19 protein-coding genes and 3 pseudogenes are annotated in these 17,285 nt (G+C 70.3%); 14 read left to right on the top strand and 8 right to left on the bottom strand.

Annotated features, from left to right (window positions below):
- Positions 1–33: 33 nt before the first annotated feature.
- Together ABZ951_RS03935 and ABZ951_RS03930 are read right to left on the bottom strand one after the other, a co-directional pair.
- A complete protein-coding gene (locus tag ABZ951_RS03935; protein WP_344089023.1) occupies positions 34–420 on the bottom strand; it encodes an ATP-binding protein in 387 nt (128 codons plus the stop codon).
- A 166-nt stretch (positions 421–586) separates the two neighbouring features.
- Positions 587–1,723, bottom strand: coding sequence for an adenosine deaminase (locus ABZ951_RS03930; RefSeq protein WP_344089020.1), 1,137 nt, complete (start codon positions 1,721–1,723; stop codon positions 587–589).
- Between the two features lie 103 nt (positions 1,724–1,826).
- Between ABZ951_RS03930 and ABZ951_RS03925 the strand changes: the two genes are divergently transcribed.
- The 4 genes and pseudogenes from ABZ951_RS03925 to ABZ951_RS03910 form a co-directional block, all read left to right on the top strand.
- Entirely contained in the window at positions 1,827–2,600 is a 774-nt protein-coding gene (locus tag ABZ951_RS03925) for an alpha/beta hydrolase (RefSeq protein ID WP_344089017.1), read from the top strand.
- 462 nt (positions 2,601–3,062) lie between these two features.
- Positions 3,063–3,707, top strand: a complete 645-nt coding sequence (locus ABZ951_RS03920) for a hypothetical protein (RefSeq protein WP_344089015.1) — start codon at positions 3,063–3,065, stop codon at positions 3,705–3,707.
- 25 nt (positions 3,708–3,732) lie between these two features.
- Positions 3,733–3,969 (top strand): annotated as a pseudogene (locus tag ABZ951_RS03915) (hypothetical protein); the annotation flags it as partial.
- Positions 3,970–3,971: 2 nt separating this feature from the next.
- A pseudogene (locus ABZ951_RS03910) lies at positions 3,972–4,274 on the top strand (contact-dependent growth inhibition system immunity protein); the annotation flags it as partial.
- 9 nt (positions 4,275–4,283) lie between these two features.
- Here ABZ951_RS03910 and ABZ951_RS03905 read toward each other — a convergent pair.
- Positions 4,284–5,294: a LysR substrate-binding domain-containing protein gene (locus ABZ951_RS03905; RefSeq protein WP_344089012.1), complete on the bottom strand. Its 1,011-nt coding sequence runs from the start codon at positions 5,292–5,294 to the stop codon at positions 4,284–4,286.
- Positions 5,295–5,356: 62 nt separating this feature from the next.
- Between ABZ951_RS03905 and ABZ951_RS03900 the strand changes: the two genes are divergently transcribed.
- On the top strand, positions 5,357–6,655 hold the full coding sequence (locus ABZ951_RS03900; RefSeq protein ID WP_344089009.1) for an MFS transporter: 1,299 nt from the start codon (positions 5,357–5,359) through the stop codon (positions 6,653–6,655).
- A gap of 83 nt (positions 6,656–6,738) precedes the next feature.
- Here ABZ951_RS03900 and ABZ951_RS03895 read toward each other — a convergent pair whose 3' ends face one another.
- Genes ABZ951_RS03895 through ABZ951_RS03885 form a run of 3 tightly spaced genes read right to left on the bottom strand, consistent with a single transcriptional unit; the run spans position 6,739 to position 8,490 of the window.
- Positions 6,739–7,335 carry a Uma2 family endonuclease gene (locus tag ABZ951_RS03895; protein ID WP_344089007.1) on the bottom strand — a complete coding sequence of 199 codons (597 nt, stop codon included), beginning with the start codon at positions 7,333–7,335 and terminating at the stop codon, positions 6,739–6,741.
- Positions 7,336–7,345: 10 nt separating this feature from the next.
- Positions 7,346–7,603, bottom strand: coding sequence for a DUF397 domain-containing protein (locus tag ABZ951_RS03890; RefSeq protein WP_344089005.1), 258 nt, complete (start codon positions 7,601–7,603; stop codon positions 7,346–7,348).
- 8 nt (positions 7,604–7,611) lie between these two features.
- Positions 7,612–8,490 carry a helix-turn-helix transcriptional regulator gene (locus tag ABZ951_RS03885; protein WP_344089002.1) on the bottom strand — a complete coding sequence of 293 codons (879 nt, stop codon included), beginning with the start codon at positions 8,488–8,490 and terminating at the stop codon, positions 7,612–7,614.
- Positions 8,491–8,747: 257 nt separating this feature from the next.
- On the opposite strand from ABZ951_RS03885, the gene ABZ951_RS03880 reads away from it, so the two are divergent.
- From ABZ951_RS03880 to ABZ951_RS03850, 7 genes and pseudogenes are all read left to right on the top strand, one after another.
- Entirely contained in the window at positions 8,748–9,314 is a 567-nt protein-coding gene (locus tag ABZ951_RS03880; protein WP_344089000.1) for an ATP-binding protein, read from the top strand.
- A 53-nt stretch (positions 9,315–9,367) separates the two neighbouring features.
- Positions 9,368–9,586: pseudogene (locus ABZ951_RS03875) on the top strand (DUF6255 family natural product biosynthesis protein); the annotation flags it as partial.
- Between the two features lie 389 nt (positions 9,587–9,975).
- Entirely contained in the window at positions 9,976–10,500 is a 525-nt protein-coding gene (locus ABZ951_RS03870; RefSeq protein WP_344088998.1) for a DUF6879 family protein, read from the top strand.
- An 18-nt stretch (positions 10,501–10,518) separates the two neighbouring features.
- A complete protein-coding gene (locus tag ABZ951_RS03865; RefSeq protein WP_344088996.1) occupies positions 10,519–11,367 on the top strand; it encodes a helix-turn-helix transcriptional regulator in 849 nt (282 codons plus the stop codon).
- 262 nt (positions 11,368–11,629) lie between these two features.
- A complete protein-coding gene (locus ABZ951_RS03860) occupies positions 11,630–11,854 on the top strand; it encodes a DUF397 domain-containing protein (RefSeq protein WP_344088993.1) in 225 nt (74 codons plus the stop codon).
- A 79-nt stretch (positions 11,855–11,933) separates the two neighbouring features.
- Positions 11,934–12,410: a hypothetical protein gene (locus ABZ951_RS03855; RefSeq protein ID WP_344088990.1), complete on the top strand. Its 477-nt coding sequence runs from the start codon at positions 11,934–11,936 to the stop codon at positions 12,408–12,410.
- 127 nt (positions 12,411–12,537) lie between these two features.
- Positions 12,538–12,957: a hypothetical protein gene (locus ABZ951_RS03850; protein ID WP_344088987.1), complete on the top strand. Its 420-nt coding sequence runs from the start codon at positions 12,538–12,540 to the stop codon at positions 12,955–12,957.
- A gap of 30 nt (positions 12,958–12,987) precedes the next feature.
- Here the strand turns inward: ABZ951_RS03850 and ABZ951_RS03845 are convergent, their stop codons facing one another.
- Entirely contained in the window at positions 12,988–13,518 is a 531-nt protein-coding gene (locus ABZ951_RS03845) for a hypothetical protein (RefSeq protein WP_344088984.1), read from the bottom strand.
- Between the two features lie 251 nt (positions 13,519–13,769).
- Here ABZ951_RS03845 and ABZ951_RS03840 point away from each other — a divergent pair, with 251 nt between their 5' ends.
- Together ABZ951_RS03840 and ABZ951_RS03835 are read left to right on the top strand one after the other, a co-directional pair.
- On the top strand, positions 13,770–14,624 hold the full coding sequence (locus tag ABZ951_RS03840) for an alpha/beta fold hydrolase (RefSeq protein WP_344088981.1): 855 nt from the start codon (positions 13,770–13,772) through the stop codon (positions 14,622–14,624).
- Positions 14,625–14,628: 4 nt separating this feature from the next.
- A complete protein-coding gene (locus ABZ951_RS03835) occupies positions 14,629–15,879 on the top strand; it encodes a hypothetical protein (RefSeq protein WP_344088978.1) in 1,251 nt (416 codons plus the stop codon).
- A 100-nt stretch (positions 15,880–15,979) separates the two neighbouring features.
- Here ABZ951_RS03835 and ABZ951_RS03830 read toward each other — a convergent pair whose 3' ends face one another.
- Positions 15,980–17,257, bottom strand: a complete 1,278-nt coding sequence (locus ABZ951_RS03830; protein ID WP_344088975.1) for a thymidine phosphorylase — start codon at positions 17,255–17,257, stop codon at positions 15,980–15,982.
- Positions 17,258–17,285: the final 28 nt, after the last annotated feature.

Genomic DNA, 17,285 nt, shown 5'->3' with positions numbered 1-17,285 from the left:
GAGCGGCCCGCCGTCGCGCGGATCGCGGCGGGGTCAGCTGCCGCCGAGGTTCGGCACCGAGAGGTTGCCGAGCGGGAGGCCGCCGAGCAGGCCGCCGTTGCCCTTGGTGTCGGCCGGGGCCGCGGTCGCCGGCGGAAGCTTGGGAAGGTTGGGCGCGAGGGCCTTGTCGACGGCCTGGGAGGGGGCCTTGAGGAGGCCCGACTCGATCGCGTGGTCCGCGGCCGCGACGACGGGGCCGCCCGCGGGGAGGAGCTTGGCCGCCTGCTGGACCGGCAGTCCGGCCATCGTGCTCGCGGTGGTACCGGTGACCGACTCGACAGCGCCCGCGGTGCCGGCCGCCGACGCGCTGCCCGCCGCCGTGGCGGCAAAGGCAACACCGAGGACGGCAGCACCGAGGGTCTTGATGGTTCCCTGCTTCATCTGAATTCTTTCCTCGCGACGGGGGAATTTTGAGCGGCACTGCAACCTAGTCATGACACCAGGGGGGCCGCAAACAATGACACGGCCGGGACAATGAAGTCCCGGCCGTATGCACTGCATTACCCGCGGATTCACCATCCGTCGCGAGCGGAGCCAGAATGGCTGGTCAGGCGGTCTGCGTCACCGTCTGACGGAACAACCACTCCGACTTCAGCTCCGCGTAGCCGGGCTTGATCACGTCATTGATCATGGCCAGACGTTCATCAAAGGGGATGAACGCGGACTTCATCGCGTTGACGGTGAACCACTGCATGTCGTCCAGCGAATAGCCGAACGCCTTCACCAGGTGCTCGAATTCCAGGCTCATGCTGGTGCCGCTCATCAGACGATTATCGGTATTCACCGTCGCCCGGAAATGCAGCTTGCGGAGCAGGCCGATCGCGTGGTTCTCATATGAATCGGCGGCGCCGGTCTGGAGGTTCGACGTCGGGCACATCTCCAGGGGAATGCGCTTGTCCCGCACGTAGGACGCCAGCCGGCCGAGCTTGACCGTGCCGTCCTCGGCGATCTCGATGTCGTCGATGATGCGGACGCCGTGGCCGAGCCGGTCCGCGCCGCACCACTGGAGCGCCTGCCAGATCGAGGGCAGGCCGAACGCCTCACCCGCGTGGATGGTGAAGTGGTTGTTCTCGCGCTTGAGGTACTCGAACGCGTCCAGGTGGCGGGTGGGAGGGAAGCCCGCCTCGGCACCCGCGATGTCGAAGCCGGCCACGCCGGAGTCGCGGTAGCGGTTCGCCAGTTCGGCGATCTCCAGGGCGCGGGCCGCGTGCCGCATGGCGGTCAGCAGGGCACCGACGCGGATGCGGTGACCATTGGCCTTCGCCCGGCGCTCACCCTCGCGGAAGCCCTCGTTCACGGCCTCGACGACCTCTTCGAGGGTGAGACCGCCCTCCAGGTGCTGCTCGGGGGCGTAGCGCACCTCGGCGTAGACGACGCCGTCCTCGGCCAGGTCCTCGGCGCACTCGGCGGCCACCCGCACCAGGGCGTCACGCGTCTGCATGACCGCGCAGGTGTGGGCGAACGTCTCCAGGTAGCGCTCCAGCGAGCCGGAGTCGGCGGCCTCGCGGAACCAGACGCCCAGCTTGTCCGGGTCCGTCTCGGGCAGACCGTCGTAGCCCGAGGCGCGGGCCAGATCAACGACGGTGCCGGGGCGCAGTCCGCCGTCGAGGTGATCGTGCAGGAGCACCTTGGGCGCGCGGCGGATCTGCTCGGGGGTGGGTTGGGAGGTGGTCTCGGTCGTCATCTCGGCACTCTAGCCCCTACGCGCGTAGATGTCGGCGAACGATACGGAACGGTGACCCGTAGGCGGGGTGGACACCGCACGGCCTTCTGCCATCGTTTCTGCCATGTCTCAGCAAGCGTTGCCGCAGCGGGACCCCGACCGGCCGGCGAGCGGAGCCGCGCGCCTCGGAAAGCCGCTCGGCGCCGGGCACTCCGTGCACGGTGTCGCCCTCCTGCTCCCCGGGGGGCACCCCGACGGGACGCGCCGCCCGTCGGCCCTCTCCTTCGCCGCCCAACGGCCGCTGGCCCGCCGGCTGGCCCGGGCGGGCGGGCCGGAGGGGCTCGTCGTCCACGTCGTCCACTACCGCCGCCGGGGCTGGAACGGCCCGGCGGCCGACCCCGTGCGGGACGCCGAGTGGGCGGCGGACGAGGCCGTGCGGCGCTACGGCGACGTGCCGGTGTGCCTGGTGGGCACGGACATGGGGGGCCGGGCCGCGCTGCACGCCGGCGGACACCCGGCCGTCACGTCCGTGCTGGCGCTGGCCCCCTGGCTGCCGGAGGGCTCCGCGGCCGACGAACCGGTGCGGCAGCTCGCGGGGCGGCGGGTCCTGCTCGCGCACGGGACCAACGACGAGCACACCGACCCCGACCTCTCCTTCCGGTTCGCCGAGCGGGCCAAGAAGGTCAACCGCGACGTCTGCCGCTTCGAGGTCCACTCCGACGGCCACGGCCTGCGCCAGCACCGCTCCGAAGTCCACTGCCTGGCCACGGATTTCATCCTGGGCTCGCTCTTCGGCCGCCACTACGCCCGCCCGGTGGCAGACGCGCTGGCGGCCCCGCCACCGCTGGGCTTGCGCATGCCGCTGGCCTCCGGCTTCGGGGGGTCGCTGGGGTACTGAGCGCTTCGGGTACGCGCCGGCGCCCCCGGGCCGCCCTGCGCGGTGTCCTCAACCGCCGGACGGGCTGGATCAGCCCTCGCGGGCCTCCGCTTCGGCACGTTGCCGGGGTACTGAGCGCTTCGGGTACGTTCGGGACACCGAAACGCCCTGCGGCCGGGGTCTCAACGTCCCCAACGCACCGCTGACCCGGCTACGACGGTGCACGGACCTTTGTCGAGAAGCTCGACGGCCACCAGTAGCTGGCTGGCCAGGGCAGCGGAGCCGACGCCTTCGCGGCGGCATACGCGGAAGTCGCCAAGGCATTCCTCGGCGCGTGGGCGGCGAGTCTGGTGAGCGCCGGCGGCGTAGCCGTCCGGACGAGGGCGAGCTGAAGGAAGTGGCGGGCTGAAGAACGCCGTCGACTTCCTTCCGACCCCCGGCGCCGCCATCGACGGCAAAATGGAGAAGAGGTACGGGACAGCGGTGGCCATTTACACCGGTGCTTTTTTCAACGACGGCGCGATGTCGCGAGTTCTCGATATATCCGTCCGATGCCAGGAGGTCGGAGCGCCGCCTTTCGAGGATGAATTGACCCGCTACTGCCGAACGGTCGAGGGCTCTTCCTCCGCCTCATGGTCCATGCCCTTGTCGGCAGTCGCGGCCATGCTCGACCTCGCCTCCACCCTGCCGGCCGACACGGCCCCGGCAGGCTTCACCGCGAAGCTGGAGCGGGCCGCCGGCGAGCAGTCCGGGCCGGACTTCCTGCGACTCGTCGCCCAGATGATTCGCGTCCTCGGCCGTCACCCACTGCCTGATTTCCAGACCCTGCCGATGTCACCGTGGGAAATCAAGGTGAAATTTCCGCGCCTCTACCACTTCAGTGCGTGGGTGTCGTGGGGCATCTACGATTCCTTGGCAGAAGGCATTCAGGAAGGGGTCGAGAGCGAGCACCCCGACTGTCATGAATTCCTTCCGGCCCTCGCTGGAGAGCTTCAGGAGGCCCTCATCCTCTTCCCGGACTCCGAACAGATGAAGACCGCGCTGAAGCCCGGGATCGACTGGGCCTGTGCCGACACCTTCCGTGACGTTCTGCGGAGGGTCAATGAGCACATCGCCGAGCAGCACTGAGGCAGCGGGAGGGCAAGCCGCCCCCATGCGCACCTGAACCGCCACCTATCCCGACCGGGAGACCGCCCAGCGGTGTACCCAGCAAGTCGTGACCCGCAATGAACAGGTCATCCACCGCTGGCTCGCCCAGGGCGTCCGGCAGCGGCTGGCCAACGAGGCCGCCTGGCTCTCCCGGGAGGAGCCGGTCCGTCGCGTGCTGTTGCAGGCGATGACGCTCGCCGGTCGCGGCCCGTCGGACGTACGCGCCGCGCGGGTGATCCTCATCCCGAGCTCGCCCAGTTGCTCGGCGGCTGGTTCTCCCAGGACATGCCGGATGAATTCGCGGACCACGACGCGGCCCTCGCGGACTACGCCGAGTCCACGGACCCCTCGCTGGTGGCGCGCGTCGCGGGAGAGGTGACGGAGCTGCTGGCTCTGCCGTTGGACGAGACGGACTACGCGCTCGCCCTGGTCGAGCTGGGTATGGAGGTGGAGCCTCCGGCGCCGTACTCCCCCAGCGGTTGGCTGGCGCTGATCGGCGGGCGGTTCGGTGAGCGGCGACCGGAATACGGGCCGCCGCGGACCTGACGGTTCGCGCTACCGCGGCAGCAGCTGCCCCCGGCGGGAGAGTAGGAAGCGTTTGAAGGCTGCTACCGGTGGGGTGTCCGGGTGGCCGTCCAGCCAGGCCACGCCGATCTCGCGGAACGCGCGCGGCGCGGTGACCGTCAGTTCCACCACGCCCGGGCGGGGTACCGCCGGGGGTGGCAGGAGGCCGACGCCCAGGCCGGCCGCGACCAGGCCGCGCAGCGTCTCGGGGTCTTCCCCCTCGAACGCCACCTTCGGGGTGAAGCCCGCCTCCGCGCACAGCGCGTCGGTGATGCGGCGGAGGCCGTAGCCCGGTTCGAGGGTGACGAAGAGTTCCGCCGCGGCCTCGGCCAGGCGGACTCGTTTGCGGCTCGCGAGCGGGTGTTCCTCGGGGACGACGAGGCGCAGCTTCTGTTCGTCCAGCCGGCGGGCCGCGAGGTCCGGTGCGTCGGGCAGTGGGGACGTCAGGCACAGGTCGAGGTCGCCGTACCGCAGTCTCTCCAGCATCGCCTCGCCGTAGCCCTGGACGAGTTGGAACCGGACGCGCGGGTGGTCGGCCCGGAAGGCGCGGATCAGTTCGGGCACGGTCTCCGAACCCAGGGTGTGGAGGAAGCCGAAGGCGACCTTGCCGGTGGTGGGGTCGGCGTCGGCCTGGACGGACTCGGCGGCGCGCTCGACGTCCGACAGGGCCCGCTCGACCGAGGCCAGGAACGCGCGGCCCGCCGCGGTGAGCGAGACCGTGCGCCCGTGCCGGGCGAACAGCGCGACGCCCAGGTCGTTCTCGATCCGGACCATCGACCGGCTCAGCGTCGACTGCGGCATCCGCAACTGCTGTGCCGCCCGCGTGACGTGCTCGTGCCGGGCCACCGCCACGAACTGCGCGAGGCGCGGCGTGAGGGTCGCCGCCCACGAATCCGCCTCGATGCCGGGAGTGTCGGGTGTTACCGAGTTGTCAAAATTCCTCGTCACGCTTCCGTTGCCAATTGGTGACAGAGACGGCCCTGGCCTGCGGTCATGCTGCATGGGAACGATTATCGCGATTTTGTGCATTGGACGCATGAGCGGTACGTGCATACGGTCAAGACATGCCTCCTGCCGATACCAGGGCATCCGTCGTCATCGCGCGTTCGGGTGCCTCTGCCCTGTCGTCCCTTCCCTCCTCCTCGGCCGATGACCGCAAGCTGGTGCCCGGCGGGCCCGGCTACCGCCGCACGAGCTTCGCGCTCTTCGCCGCGGGTGTCGCCACCTTCGCCCTGCTCTACTCCACGCAGGCCCTGCTCCCCGCGATCTCCGACGACCTCGGGGTGACGCCGGATCAGGCGAGCTGGACGGTCTCCGCCGCGACCGGCGGCCTCGCCCTCGCCGTCGTTCCGCTGAGCGCCCTGTCCGAGCGCTTCGGGCGGCGCACGATGATGACCGCCTCCCTGTGTGTCGCCGCCTTCGTGGCGCTGCTCGTCCCCCTGGCCCCCGGCCTCGGCTGGCTCGTGGCGCTCCGCGCCGTGCAGGGTGCCGCCCTCGCCGGCCTCCCCGCCTCGGCGATGGCCTACCTCTCGGAGGAGGTCCGGGCGAAGGCGCTCGTCGGCGCGATCGGCCTGTTCGTGGCCGGCAACAGCCTCGGCGGCATGACCGGACGCATCCTGGCCGGCTGGGTCGCCCAGGCGTGGGGCTGGCGGGCCGGGCTCGCCGCCGTCGGCATCCTGGCCGTGATCTGCGCGGTGGTCTTCCGCGCGCTGATCCCCAAGGCCCGGCACTTCACCCCGACGGCCGTCTCCCCGCGCGACCTGGCCCGCACGGTCGCCGGCCACCTCTCCGACCCGCTGCTGCGCCGCCTGTACCTGATCGGCGGGCTGTTCATGACCGTCTTCGGCGCGGTCTATACGGTGATCGGCTACCGGCTGGCCGAGGCGCCGTTCTCCCTCCCCCAGGGTGTCGTCGGCTCGATCTTCCTTATCTACCTGGTCGGCACGGCCTCCTCGGCGGCGGCCGGACAGCTCGTCGGCCGCCTCGGCCGGCGCGGCGCGCTGTACCTGGCGGTGGGCACGACCACGGCGGGCCTGCTGCTGTCGCTGTCCTCGTCGCTGACGGCCGTGCTGGCCGGTCTGGTCCTCATCACCGCCGGCTTCTTCGCGGGCCACGCCGTCGCGTCGTCCTCGGTCAGCCGCGCCGCGAAGACGGGCCGCGCCCAGGCGTCGGCCCTGTACCAGACGGCGTACTACCTGGGCAGCTCTGTCGGCGGCACGGTCGGCGCGATCGCGTTCCACTACGGCGGGTGGGACGGCGCGGTCGTCCTCGGCCTGATCGCGATGATCACGGCGGCGTCGATCACGCTGTACGCGACGCGGCAGGCGCTCGCGGAGCGCCGCCGCATGCCGGTCCGGGCGTAGCCCGGGTTTTTGACCCGAAGGACCCGTTCCCCGCCACCTGTCCCCTGGCGGGGGGCGGGTTCTTCGTTGTTCCCCCTCCCCGGTCAGCCGGGGAACGGGCCTGTGTCGATCACGAGGTCGAACGGGGCGGGGAGGTGGATCGCGTCGCCGAACTTCCCGGCTTGAAGGACGCGGTAGACATCGTCCTTGGGCTCGCCGTAAAGGGTGACGGTCGGGCCGCCGTTCGCCCACCTGTCGATCAGGAGGTACAGCGACGCACCGGCGTGCGCGAACGCCGCGGGCTTGCTGACCCGGTCGTGACGAAGGCTGGACTTCGAGGTGATCTCAGCGATGAAAGTCGCAGCTGCCGCCGGAATGTATTGCTCGGACTCGGACAGTTCGACGAGTTCGGACTCCGGCGCGACGACCAGGTCGGGGATGAAGAGGCCGCTACGCGAAGGCACGGATACTGCGAGCGTCTGGTAGATACCCCAATCTTCGGGGATCACGGTGTACAGAGCGCGCTGAAGCTTTCCCGCGATCACGTTGTGCTTGTTGGCCGGAGCTGGTGACACGGTGATGATCCCCTCGATGATCTCCACCTTGCAGCCCTCGGGGGCGTCCGTCTCTTCCCAGATCCGGACCAGCTCGTCCCACTCGGCGCTGGGGCCTTCCGAGCAGTCGATGGTGAGTGCGCTCATGGCGGTCTCCTTATCGGTACATCACCGACCCCAGCATGCCGAACGGGGTCGGCGAAGGTCCACCGATGCCGTTCACCCGTACGGGGAGCCGGTCGGCCTTGACGGCTCTGAGGAGGGTGGCCAGGGTGGCGGGGGTCGTGGTGATGACGCGGGCGGGGTCATCGCTCTCACGGAGGCGTATGAGACCGCCGGGGGCGGGGGCGACTTCGACGCAGGAGCCCTCCCCGCCAACACTGTATGAGGACTTACGCCATGCGTATTGAGTCATACCGCCGCCTATCGCAGTTCGTACAAGACGTGCTGTAGCAAGCGCAACGAGTCCTGGGTCTCCACGCGCTCAGGCGCCGCCTCCGGGTCGATGGGGGCGAGGGCCAACGATGAGAGTCGCTCGAACATTCTGGCGTAGTCAGCGATGGTTTCTCCATCCCCAATGAAGTCCGCACCCGTCGGGTGCTCCCGGTACAAGGTGTCCAGTTCCGGAATCCCACCGCCTAGGAGGACGAACGAGCGGACGAAGGTGGAGTACGGGCCCATCTCGAAGGGAAAGACCTGCACGGTCACATGCGGCAGCCGAGCGATCTCGATAAGTCTCAGCAACTGATCGCGCATGGTCTTTGCGCTACCGACCCGCATGCGGAGCCCCGACTCAGGGATGATGGCGTGGTAACTCTGCAGTTCAGTCAGGACGCGCTGCCGGTCGATCCTGAAGCTCACCCATCCGTCGAGCTTCCTGTGATCGCTTTCGACGCTTGCGATCACCGCACGCGCATAGTCCTCGGTCTGGAACATGCCCGGGATGACCGCCGATTCATGCGATCGGATGCTGACCGCCCGCGACTCTAGCTCCGCCAGGTCAAGGGCTCGACGACTCTGAGTGTCCTTGTACTCGTCCCACCACCCCTTGCCCCGGTCATGGGCCATCTCCATCAGCGCCTCGAAGAGCGGGCCCTCTTCGCACCCATAAGCACGTAGCAACTTGTACAAGCCGTTTCGCGGCACATCCACCCGTCCAGCCTCCATGTGGCTGACACGAGAGCGGTCCGCGTCGATCAGCGCGGCGACATCGTCGCCGGACATCCGCGCCCGAGTCCGCAACTTCCGCAACTCTGCCCCGAGACGGCGTTGGCGTTCACTGGGGCTGTTCCTGGGTGGCATGCGCTTCCTTCGCGTGAGGGATGCGCGCAGTTTTGCGCTCAGGGCACACGCCGGTCCATCAGCTCACGCCCGCGTCACCCTTGCGGGTGGCATTCCCGGGACACGGTTGGACCCTACGCACTCCTGCCCATACCGTCGGTGCGATCCCTCCGCCACGCCCCATACGCGGAAGTGCACCTGACCCAACGCGAGTTGGGCCCGGCAACGCCACCGCGTCCTTCCGCTCGCCCCACCGCACCCGCCCCCCAGGAGACCCCATGCACCCCCTCCCACCCTCCACCTGCTCCCTCGCCTTCCCGCCGCACCCCGCCTGGGTCCGTACCGCCCGGGAAGCGGTCCGGACCCTGCTCCTCTCCTCCTATCGGACCGACCTCACCGACACCGCCGTCGCCCTCACCTCCGAGGCCGTCACCAACGCCGTCAACGCCTGTCGCGCCAAGCACTGCACCAGCCCCGTCACCCTCCACGCCGAGTGGACCGACACCGGCCGGCTGCGCGTCTCCGTCCACGACGGGGCCGGCGGGCTGCCCGTGCGGCGGCCCTCCGTTTCGCTGGACGACGAGTCCGGGCGCGGCCTCACCCTGATCGCGGCGGGCTCCGACGCCTGGGGCGTGTGCGCGCACGGGCCGGGGCCGGGGAAAGCGATGTGGTTCGTCCTGGGCGACGAGCCGAAAGCGGTGGGTCCCTGCGGTGAGTGCGTCGCGCTGCGCGCGGCCCGGCAGCGGGCCGTGGACGGCGGGGACGAGGAGCAGATCACGGACGCGACCGTCGCCGTCCGCAGTCACTTCCGCAGCGTCCACATCCTCCCGGCGGTGACGCGCTGATGACCCGGTGCCTTCATCAGGAGGGCTGGACGCACTAGGGAGGCGAATCCCGGTGCGACGGGTGCGGGGTGCGGCGATTCACCGGCTACGGCGCCGTCCGGCCGTCGGGGCTGCCGTCCGCGCTCACCCCGTCCAGGGCGCACCGGCGCGCCGCTGATCGGGCGGCCGCCGTGAACATCGCACAGGCCGCCGTCGACTCCCGAGGGTTCACCCACCTCGGGTGGCTCCGGCAGCGGACCCGTGGGCGGCGGATCGTCGGCTCACCGGCATAACGAGTGGGCCCGGCGTACAGCCTGATCGGCCCAGACCCCGGGCCGGTTGTCAGACCCTGGTGCGACCAACAGCGAGTGACCGCCACGACGTGACATTCCCGCCCCCTTGACCAGCGTTGTCCGGCAGAGTGAAGGTCGTGGAACCAGGCGCAACGCGCTCGACGGGGAGGACCCCATGGCCTTACGGTTCATCGGTAAAGATCCCGAGTCCGGAGATCACGGATCACCCGCTGTATGGGTGGACGAGGACACGAAGGATCTTCTCGTTCAAGGGCGGACGGCAGACGATCAGACGACGAGCGAGAGCTCGAAAGATGTTCCGATCCCGGACCACGAGTCAGTGATCAGGGTTCCGAAGCGGATGATCCCGCTTCTCCGGGAGGCGCTTCGTGTCGCAGAGTCTGACTGACTTCTCCAATCTCATCAGGTCCGTTCAAGAGTCAGCCGTTCATCTGGAGATGCGCGACGGATACGGCGTCGACAACGAGATCGAAGGCTTCGCAGCATGGAAGCAGGGCCACCGGCTCAATCCCGATGACCGTGCTTCATGGTGGCGCCCCTGGCTCGACCTCGTGCAAGAGGTCACGGCTAAAGGTGTCCTCATCCGGCGGGCCCGGATCATCTCGGAGCCTGTCAGCGACTACATCGCATTCGAGCACTCCGGCACCTTCACGAACCTGGCAGCCGGGGAACAGATCCGTTGGCTTCCCCGCCGCAGTGCCTCGGACCTCGCCCTCCCGGGCAACGACTTCTGGCTCTTCGACGGCCGCCTGGTCCAGTTCAACATCTTCGATGGGGACGGCCGGTGGGTGCACACCGACCAGACGGAAGCCCCCGCCGTAGCGGCGTTCTGTACCTCAGCGTTCGAAGCGGTGTGGGAGCGCGGCATCCCGCACGAGAAGTACACCATCTGATCCCTGGCCGGTCAGTCCATGCCCACCTCTCCGCTCTCCAGTGCCCAAGCCGCGCGCGCCGCTGTCGCGTCTCGCCTGCAAGGGCTCATGAAGGACGCCGGGCTCTCAGGGCATGAGCTGGCCGCCAGGTGCGGCTGGCACAAGTCGAAGTCGTCCCGCATCGCCCGAGGCAAGACGGCCCCCTCGGATGCAGACATCCGGGCATGGTGCACGGCCTGCGGTTCCGAGGACCAGGCGGCCGACATTATCGCCGCCTCCCGGAACGCAGAGTCGATGTACGTCGAGTGGAAGCAGATCCACCGCGACGGCATGCGCCGTATCCATGAAAGGACGGTCCCGCTCTACCAGCGCACGCGCTCGTTTCGCGTCTACGCCTCGAACGTAATACCGGGCATGCTCCAGACCTCCGGCTACGCCACGGGACTCCTGAAGGCCATCACCAACTTTCAGGGGACCCCCGACGATGTGGCCGACGCAGTACAGGCGAGGCAGGCCCGTTCCCGGGTTATCAGGGAAGGCGACCACCGCTTCGCGCTGCTCCTTGAAGAGACGGTTCTCTACTACCGGGTCAGCGACGATGCGGCCATGGCTGAGCAGCTGGAGTACCTGCTCACGATCATGGGGCAGCCGAACGTCTCGCTCGGCATCCTCCCCGCCAGGGCACAGCGGACCGTGTGGCCCCTCGAAGCCTTCTACGCCTTCGACGACAAACAGGTAGCGGTGGAGACCCTCACCGCAGAGATCAACCTGACCACGCCCGGAGAAATCCGTACGTACCTCCGTGCGTTCGCCGAGCTGTCACAGACGGCCGTACGCGGAGCACCCGCCAGAGCCCTCATCACGAAAGCATTGGCCGCGCTCGGGTGAATCCATGCAACGGCGTGCAACAACGTGGATGCACAGTCGGCCCCCTCCCTAACGTCATCAGCACACCGAGCCGCGGTGAAGGGGTACGCGATGGCACCGGGACCGATGAGTGGGAGTACGTGACCCACGCGCCCCCGGGAGAGGTGCCCGGTCTGCCTCTGTGCGCAATAGCCGAGGCCATGAGGGTCACGGAAACTTCCGCCCGATAGGGGCGGGGGACGGCCTTCTCGGGGCCGTCAGCAGATCAGGAAGGGGCACCACGATGACCGACCTGTACGGACTCCCCGTTGGGGGAGCCGAGTTCTCGAAGGCGTGCGGCGGCAACACGCACCCGGACGGCGAGTCGTGCGTGACGCTCGCGAAGATCGGACCGGACGCGTGGGCGATGGGTGACAGCAAGCGCCCGGACGCCGATCCGCTGCGCTTCACCACGGCCGAGCTGGACGCGGCAGGCATCGACCCCGCCCGCTTCGACCTCTCCGCCTGACCACGGCACCACCTGAACCGACGGCCCCGCCCTCACGCCGACGGGCGGGGCCGTCGTCATCCCATGGGACGGAGCAGCGGTGCACCACCACGGTTACGCATGGCTCGGGGAGAAGAAGGCGTTTGACAAGGAGAGCATCCGCAGACCTCCCGGCCAGGCCCCGACGGCGAGCAGCGAGAAGGAAGTACATGACCGCTACCGGGAAGCCCTGGCTGTGTTCCCGACCTCCGACGTGCCCCCGATCCAGACGGCGCACTGGCTCATCAAGCCGCCCTCGATGATCCGAGGGACATGGGAGGAACCCAAGGAAGCCGGCGAATGGCTGGGCAACCAATTAGCGGAATTCGCCCCCCGGTTCGCCTCTGAGGAGGACCGGGATGTGACCAGATTGGCTCTTCTGGTGCAGGCCGCAGCCGACAGGCTGACATGGGGAGGAGACGTGTCCCTTGGCCACTATCTGAAGGGCACTGTCTACCACTCGGTCGCCCTCGTGACGTGCTCCCCGAACCGCGCTGCCCCCGACCTGCCCTGCCCCGCTCGGCAGGCCCGTGCATGACATCGGCCCCGACTTCGGCCCGTGATCGAGGAGACGGGCACGCCGCGGGCAAGAAGGGGCCCGTACCGGCTCCGTGGCCGCGAAAGCCCGGCGGCCGATTGTCAGTGGTCGCTGCGATGCTCGCCACATGAAGACCCACGACGTGACACTGGTTCACGACAACTGGCCCGAGAAGCAGCCTGATTACTTCGCCTCTCTCGCCGCCGACCCACCCGCAGGCTTCACGTTCTCGTACACGACCTGGGGTGAGTACCCGGGCGTCACCGGCAGCCGCGAGGCGCCGACCCGGTTCCACGCGATCGCGAGCGTCGTCGCGGAGGTCGCCGGGAAGCACGGCGTGCTGCTCAACGACGCGGGGGTCGAGAAGCCTCAGGAGTGGCTCAACGGCGAGTGGAACGAGCAGATCACCGCCCACCTTCTCCTCATGGCCGTCCACCGGGCCGCCCACATCGGTCTCACCGTGGACGACCTGACGGAGTTCGTGCGCTCCACTGCCCCGGCCCACCAGTCCCTGGCGGCGGACGGCGGCCCTCCTGCCGGCCGGTGAACGGGCCGGGGGGCGGGCCGGGGGCCGGCCTCAGCCGATCGACAGGGTGGTCACTCCGGTGGCCCCCGTGAGACCCGTGCTCAGGCACTGGAGCAGGTCGGGCTGCGGGAGGGTGACGGTCTGCACCACGGACCGGCCCTGGTAACGGCCCTTCTCGACCGTGCCCGTGATCGTGGTGATGACCTGGCCGGCCACGGCGGTGCTGTTGCCGGTGGCGTCGATGACGCTGCTCTCACCGGTGCTCCACTTGACGGTCCGCCGGTCCTTGAAGTCGCCCAGGAGGTCGTTGCAGCCGGCGAAGACCGTGAACCGCTCCCCGTACGCCCCGCTCGTCACCTCGCCCGCGCTGTCGGCGCAGGTCGTGAACCTTCCCTCGGTCGTGATCTCGACGTTCCGCGGCGCGAAGGTGACCCCCGGCCGGTACGTGACGGACTCCGTCCCCTTGCACTGCACAGCCGTCGATGAGCCGGCGTGGGCGGGGGCCGTACCCGGCGCGGCCGCACCGAGCAGGGCGGCTGCCGCCACGGCTGCGCAACGCGTCCACGATCTGCTGACGGCCATGATCGGTCTCCTTCACAGTGAGCGGTACGCGGTAAGCGGTACGCGGTAAGCGGTACGCGTGAGGTGTGCGATGCCCCGCCCGCCCGGCCGTGAGACCCGCTCGCGGGGGTGATGGATCGGCAGGGGCGGTCGCGATGAGGCGCGCATCCGCGGAGGCGCGCCCCCGCCCCCGCGGAAACCACCCCACAGGCGCCCGCGGACCCGACCGGGGCGGTTCCCCACCGCCCGCACCGTCCGTAGGGTGGCCAGGGATGAACGCCCTGGAGATCGGCACCCTGGCGGTGCCGGGTGCGAGGCTCTACTTCGAAGTGCGCGGCAGCGGGCCGCTCCTGTTGCTCATTCCCGGCGGGAATTCCGACGCGGCCGTCTTCGAGGGCCTGGCGGTCGCCCTCGCCGCCGGCCGTCGCGTCGTCACCTACGATCCGCGGGGCTATTCGCGCAGCCCGCTCGACGGCCCGCCGGCGGATCAGCGGATCGAGGTGCACGCCGACGACGCGCGCCGCCTCCTGGACCACCTGTCCGCGACGGGCGGGGCGGACGGATCGGCGCAGGTGTTCGGCAGCTGCTCGGGCGGGCTCGTCGCGCTCGCCCTGATGACGCGCCATCCGGGCCTCGTGCGGTCGGTCGTCGCGCACGAACCGCCCGCGATGGAGCTGCTTCCGGACGCCGCCCGCTACCGGGCGTTCTTCGAGGACGTCCACGAGGACTACCGTCGCGAGGGCGTCGGACCGGCCCTGCGAAAGCTCCAGCCCCTGTTCGGCGGCCGGCCGGCGCCCGCGCTGCCGGAGGCGTACGACAACAGCGCCTTCTTCCTGGCCCACATGATGCGGCCGTCCACCCGCTTCGTCCCCGACCTCGCCGCGCTCACGGCGGTCGCGGACCGGGTCGTCGTGGCGGGCGGCCGGGGTTCACGCGCCCAGGTCATCCACCGGCCCGCGGCCGCCCTCGCCGAGCTGCTCGGCCGTGAGCTGGCGGAGTTCCCCGGCAGGCACGCCGGCTACGCGAAGCACCCGGCCGAGTTCGCCCGGCGGCTCGACGGCGTCCTGACCGCCGCGCCCGCGGCGGTCCCGCACGCGCGCGGACCCGCACGCGGACCCGGAGGCTGACGTCATGCGCATCGTGATGGGGGCCCAGAACTGCGGCTTCGGTCCGGCGGCCGGGCTCGTCGCGGTGTCCCGGCTGCTGGCCGGGCACGAGCGGATCTTCGTCGGCGACGGCGTGGCGGCGGCGTTCGCCCGCCGGAACGCGGACGCCTTCGACGCCGTCCGCGACACCGCGGGCGCCGGGCCCGCGGCGATCGACGAGCTGCTGAGGACGAGCGACCGGGTCGTCTCCGTCATGGACGCCGCACTGGCCCTGCGGGCCGTCGTGGCGGGCCGGCCGGTGGTCATGGTGGACAGCCTGCTGAGCTTCTGGCAGCTCACGCGCCCGCTCGCCGGGATCCGCGCCCTGTGCGCGAGCATGCCGCGCTCCTCCTTTCACGCCGCCGACCGGCACCTGAGCTCTCTCTCGGCGCACGAGCGCGTCATCGCCGCCCACCTGCTCGCCACGCACAGCGTGGTGCAGAACTTCCCCGGGGTCGGGGAACGCGCGGCCGAGCTCGCCGGCCCCGGGGGCACCGGCCCGGTGGTGCACGTGACGGGCCCGATCATCGACGTCGACGGACTGCGCGGACTCCCGCACACGGCGCGGAGCAGGGCGGAGCCCGAGTACGACCTGCTGGTCAACATCGGCGGGTTCAAGAACTTCCTCCTGGACTTCGACGTCAACAACGACTACCTGCGGCTGCTCCACCGGTGGACCGGCGATCTGCTGCGCGACTGGCCCCGCTTCCCGCGCGTGCTGGTCTGCGGCGGCCCCTTCGGCGAGCACCGGGAGCAGGACATCTCGGCCGCCGGACGGCACGCCACCTGCCGCTTCCTGCCGCAGCGCGCCCTGCTGCGGCAGGTGGCCGGCACTCCCCACTACCTGCTCACTCCGGGGCTCACGGCGCTCCACGAGGCGGTGGCGCTCGGGCGGCTGCCCCTGGCGCTCCACGAGCAGCACTACGCGCACGTCTTCACCGTGCGGCGGCTCGGCGGCACGCTCTTCGGCCGGACGGCCGGCCGGTTCGCGGACGTCCTGCCGGAGCAGCGGATACCCGAGGACGACGTCGCCGGGACCGCGGCCCTGGTGGAGATCGCCGGCCGGATCCGGGAGGACGACGGGCTCTACGCCCGGTTCCGGCGGACGTTCAACGAGCGGATCGAGCGCTACGTCTCCCTCACCCCGGCCCAGCGGCGGGCCGGGGTGGCGGAGCTGCGGGACGCGCTCGGCGGCGAGCCGCTCTCCTCGGCGCTGGCCGAGGCCGTCGTCGCCTGACCGCGCCGGGACGGTGGAAAACGCGGAAGACCCCCGCCGGAGCGGGGGCCTTCCACCGGTGCGCGCCTCGTTCAGGCGCGATTCAGGCGCTTCAGTCGATTCAGGCGATACGGTCCAGCACGATCGGGTTCGGGGTGAAGTCCGTGCCCTCCGGGGAGACGAGCACGCCGCCGTCCAGCGCCTGGAGCGCGTACGCGAACTTCTCCGGGGTGTCCGTGTGGAGCGTCATCAGCGGCTGGCCCGCGACGACCTTGTCGCCCGGCTTGGCGTGGAGCTCCACACCGGCGCCGGCCTGGACCGCGTCCTCCTTGCGGGCGCGGCCGGCGCCCAGGCGCCAGGCCGCGACGCCCACCGCGTAGGCGTCCAGCGTGGTGAGCACGCCGGTCTCCGACGCGTTGATCACGTGCTGCTCGCGGGCCACGGGCAGCTGCGCGTCCGGGTCGCCGCCCTGCGCCTGGATCATGCGGCGCCAGTGGTCCATGGCGGTGCCGTCGCGCAGGGCCTTCTCCGGGTCCGCGTCGGGCAGGCCGGCGGCGGTGAGCATCTCGCGGGCCAGGGCGAGGGTGAGCTCGACGACGTCGGCCGGGCCGCCGCCCGCGAGGACCTCCACCGACTCGCGGACCTCCAGGGCGTTGCCCGCGGTGAGGCCGAGCGGGGTGGACATGTCGGTGAGCAGGGCGATCGTCTTGACGCCGTGGTCCGTGCCCAGGCCGACCATCGTGGAGGCCAGCTCGCGGGCGTCCTCGATGTTCTTCATGAAGGCGCCGGAGCCGACCTTGACGTCCAGGACGAGCGAGCCCGTACCCTCGGCGATCTTCTTCGACATGATGGACGAGGCGATCAGCGGGATGGCCTCGACGGTGCCGGTGACGTCCCGCAGCGCGTAGAGCTTCTTGTCGGCCGGGGCGAGGCCGTCGCCCGCGGCGCAGATGACCGAGCCGACGTTGCGCAGGACGTCCATCATCTCGTCGTTGGAGAGCAGCGCGCGCCAGCCGGGGATGGACTCCAGCTTGTCGAGCGTGCCACCGGTGTGGCCGAGGCCGCGGCCGGAGAGCTGCGGCACGGCCGCGCCGCAGGCGGCGACGAGCGGGGCCAGCGGCAGGGTGATCTTGTCGCCGACGCCGCCGGTGGAGTGCTTGTCCGAGGTCGGCACGGGCAGGGAGGAGAAGTCCATGCGCTCGCCGGACTTGATCATCGCCGCGGTCCAGCGGGCGATCTCCGCGCGGTCCATGCCGTTGAGCAGGATGGCCATGGCGAGCGAGGACATCTGCTCGTCGGCGACCGCGCCGCGCGTGTACGCGTCGATGACCCAGTCGATCTGCTCGTCGGTCAGGCGGCCGCGGTCGCGCTTGGTGCGGATTACGGAAATGGCGTCCATCGGCAGACTTCCTTACGTGTGATGTGTC

This window comes from Streptomyces sp. NPDC046215 (assembly GCF_040646215.1).
Taxonomy (GTDB): Bacteria; Actinomycetota; Actinomycetes; order Streptomycetales; family Streptomycetaceae; genus Streptomyces; species Streptomyces stramineus.
The sequence above is the reverse complement of the archived record's forward strand: the minus strand, read 5'-3'. Positions and strand labels throughout refer to the sequence as shown.

Excerpts from the sequence above, each read along its gene's own strand:
- ABZ951_RS03935 (WP_344089023.1), bottom strand. The coding sequence starts at position 420 with ATGAAGCAGGGAACCATCAAGACCCTCGGTGCTGCCGTCCTCGGTGTT.
- ABZ951_RS03930 (WP_344089020.1), bottom strand. The coding sequence starts at position 1,723 with ATGACGACCGAGACCACCTCCCAACCCACCCCCGAGCAGATCCGCCGC.
- ABZ951_RS03925 (WP_344089017.1), top strand. The coding sequence starts at position 1,827 with ATGTCTCAGCAAGCGTTGCCGCAGCGGGACCCCGACCGGCCGGCGAGC.
- ABZ951_RS03905 (WP_344089012.1), bottom strand. The coding sequence starts at position 5,294 with ATGCAGCATGACCGCAGGCCAGGGCCGTCTCTGTCACCAATTGGCAAC.
- ABZ951_RS03900 (WP_344089009.1), top strand. The coding sequence starts at position 5,357 with ATGCCTCCTGCCGATACCAGGGCATCCGTCGTCATCGCGCGTTCGGGT.
- ABZ951_RS03895 (WP_344089007.1), bottom strand. The coding sequence starts at position 7,335 with ATGAGCGCACTCACCATCGACTGCTCGGAAGGCCCCAGCGCCGAGTGG.
- ABZ951_RS03890 (WP_344089005.1), bottom strand. The coding sequence starts at position 7,603 with ATGACTCAATACGCATGGCGTAAGTCCTCATACAGTGTTGGCGGGGAG.
- ABZ951_RS03885 (WP_344089002.1), bottom strand. The coding sequence starts at position 8,490 with ATGCCACCCAGGAACAGCCCCAGTGAACGCCAACGCCGTCTCGGGGCA.
- ABZ951_RS03880 (WP_344089000.1), top strand. The coding sequence starts at position 8,748 with ATGCACCCCCTCCCACCCTCCACCTGCTCCCTCGCCTTCCCGCCGCAC.
- ABZ951_RS03865 (WP_344088996.1), top strand. The coding sequence starts at position 10,519 with ATGCCCACCTCTCCGCTCTCCAGTGCCCAAGCCGCGCGCGCCGCTGTC.
- ABZ951_RS03860 (WP_344088993.1), top strand. The coding sequence starts at position 11,630 with ATGACCGACCTGTACGGACTCCCCGTTGGGGGAGCCGAGTTCTCGAAG.
- ABZ951_RS03850 (WP_344088987.1), top strand. The coding sequence starts at position 12,538 with ATGAAGACCCACGACGTGACACTGGTTCACGACAACTGGCCCGAGAAG.
- ABZ951_RS03845 (WP_344088984.1), bottom strand. The coding sequence starts at position 13,518 with ATGGCCGTCAGCAGATCGTGGACGCGTTGCGCAGCCGTGGCGGCAGCC.
- ABZ951_RS03840 (WP_344088981.1), top strand. The coding sequence starts at position 13,770 with ATGAACGCCCTGGAGATCGGCACCCTGGCGGTGCCGGGTGCGAGGCTC.
- ABZ951_RS03835 (WP_344088978.1), top strand. The coding sequence starts at position 14,629 with ATGCGCATCGTGATGGGGGCCCAGAACTGCGGCTTCGGTCCGGCGGCC.
- ABZ951_RS03830 (WP_344088975.1), bottom strand. The coding sequence starts at position 17,257 with ATGGACGCCATTTCCGTAATCCGCACCAAGCGCGACCGCGGCCGCCTG.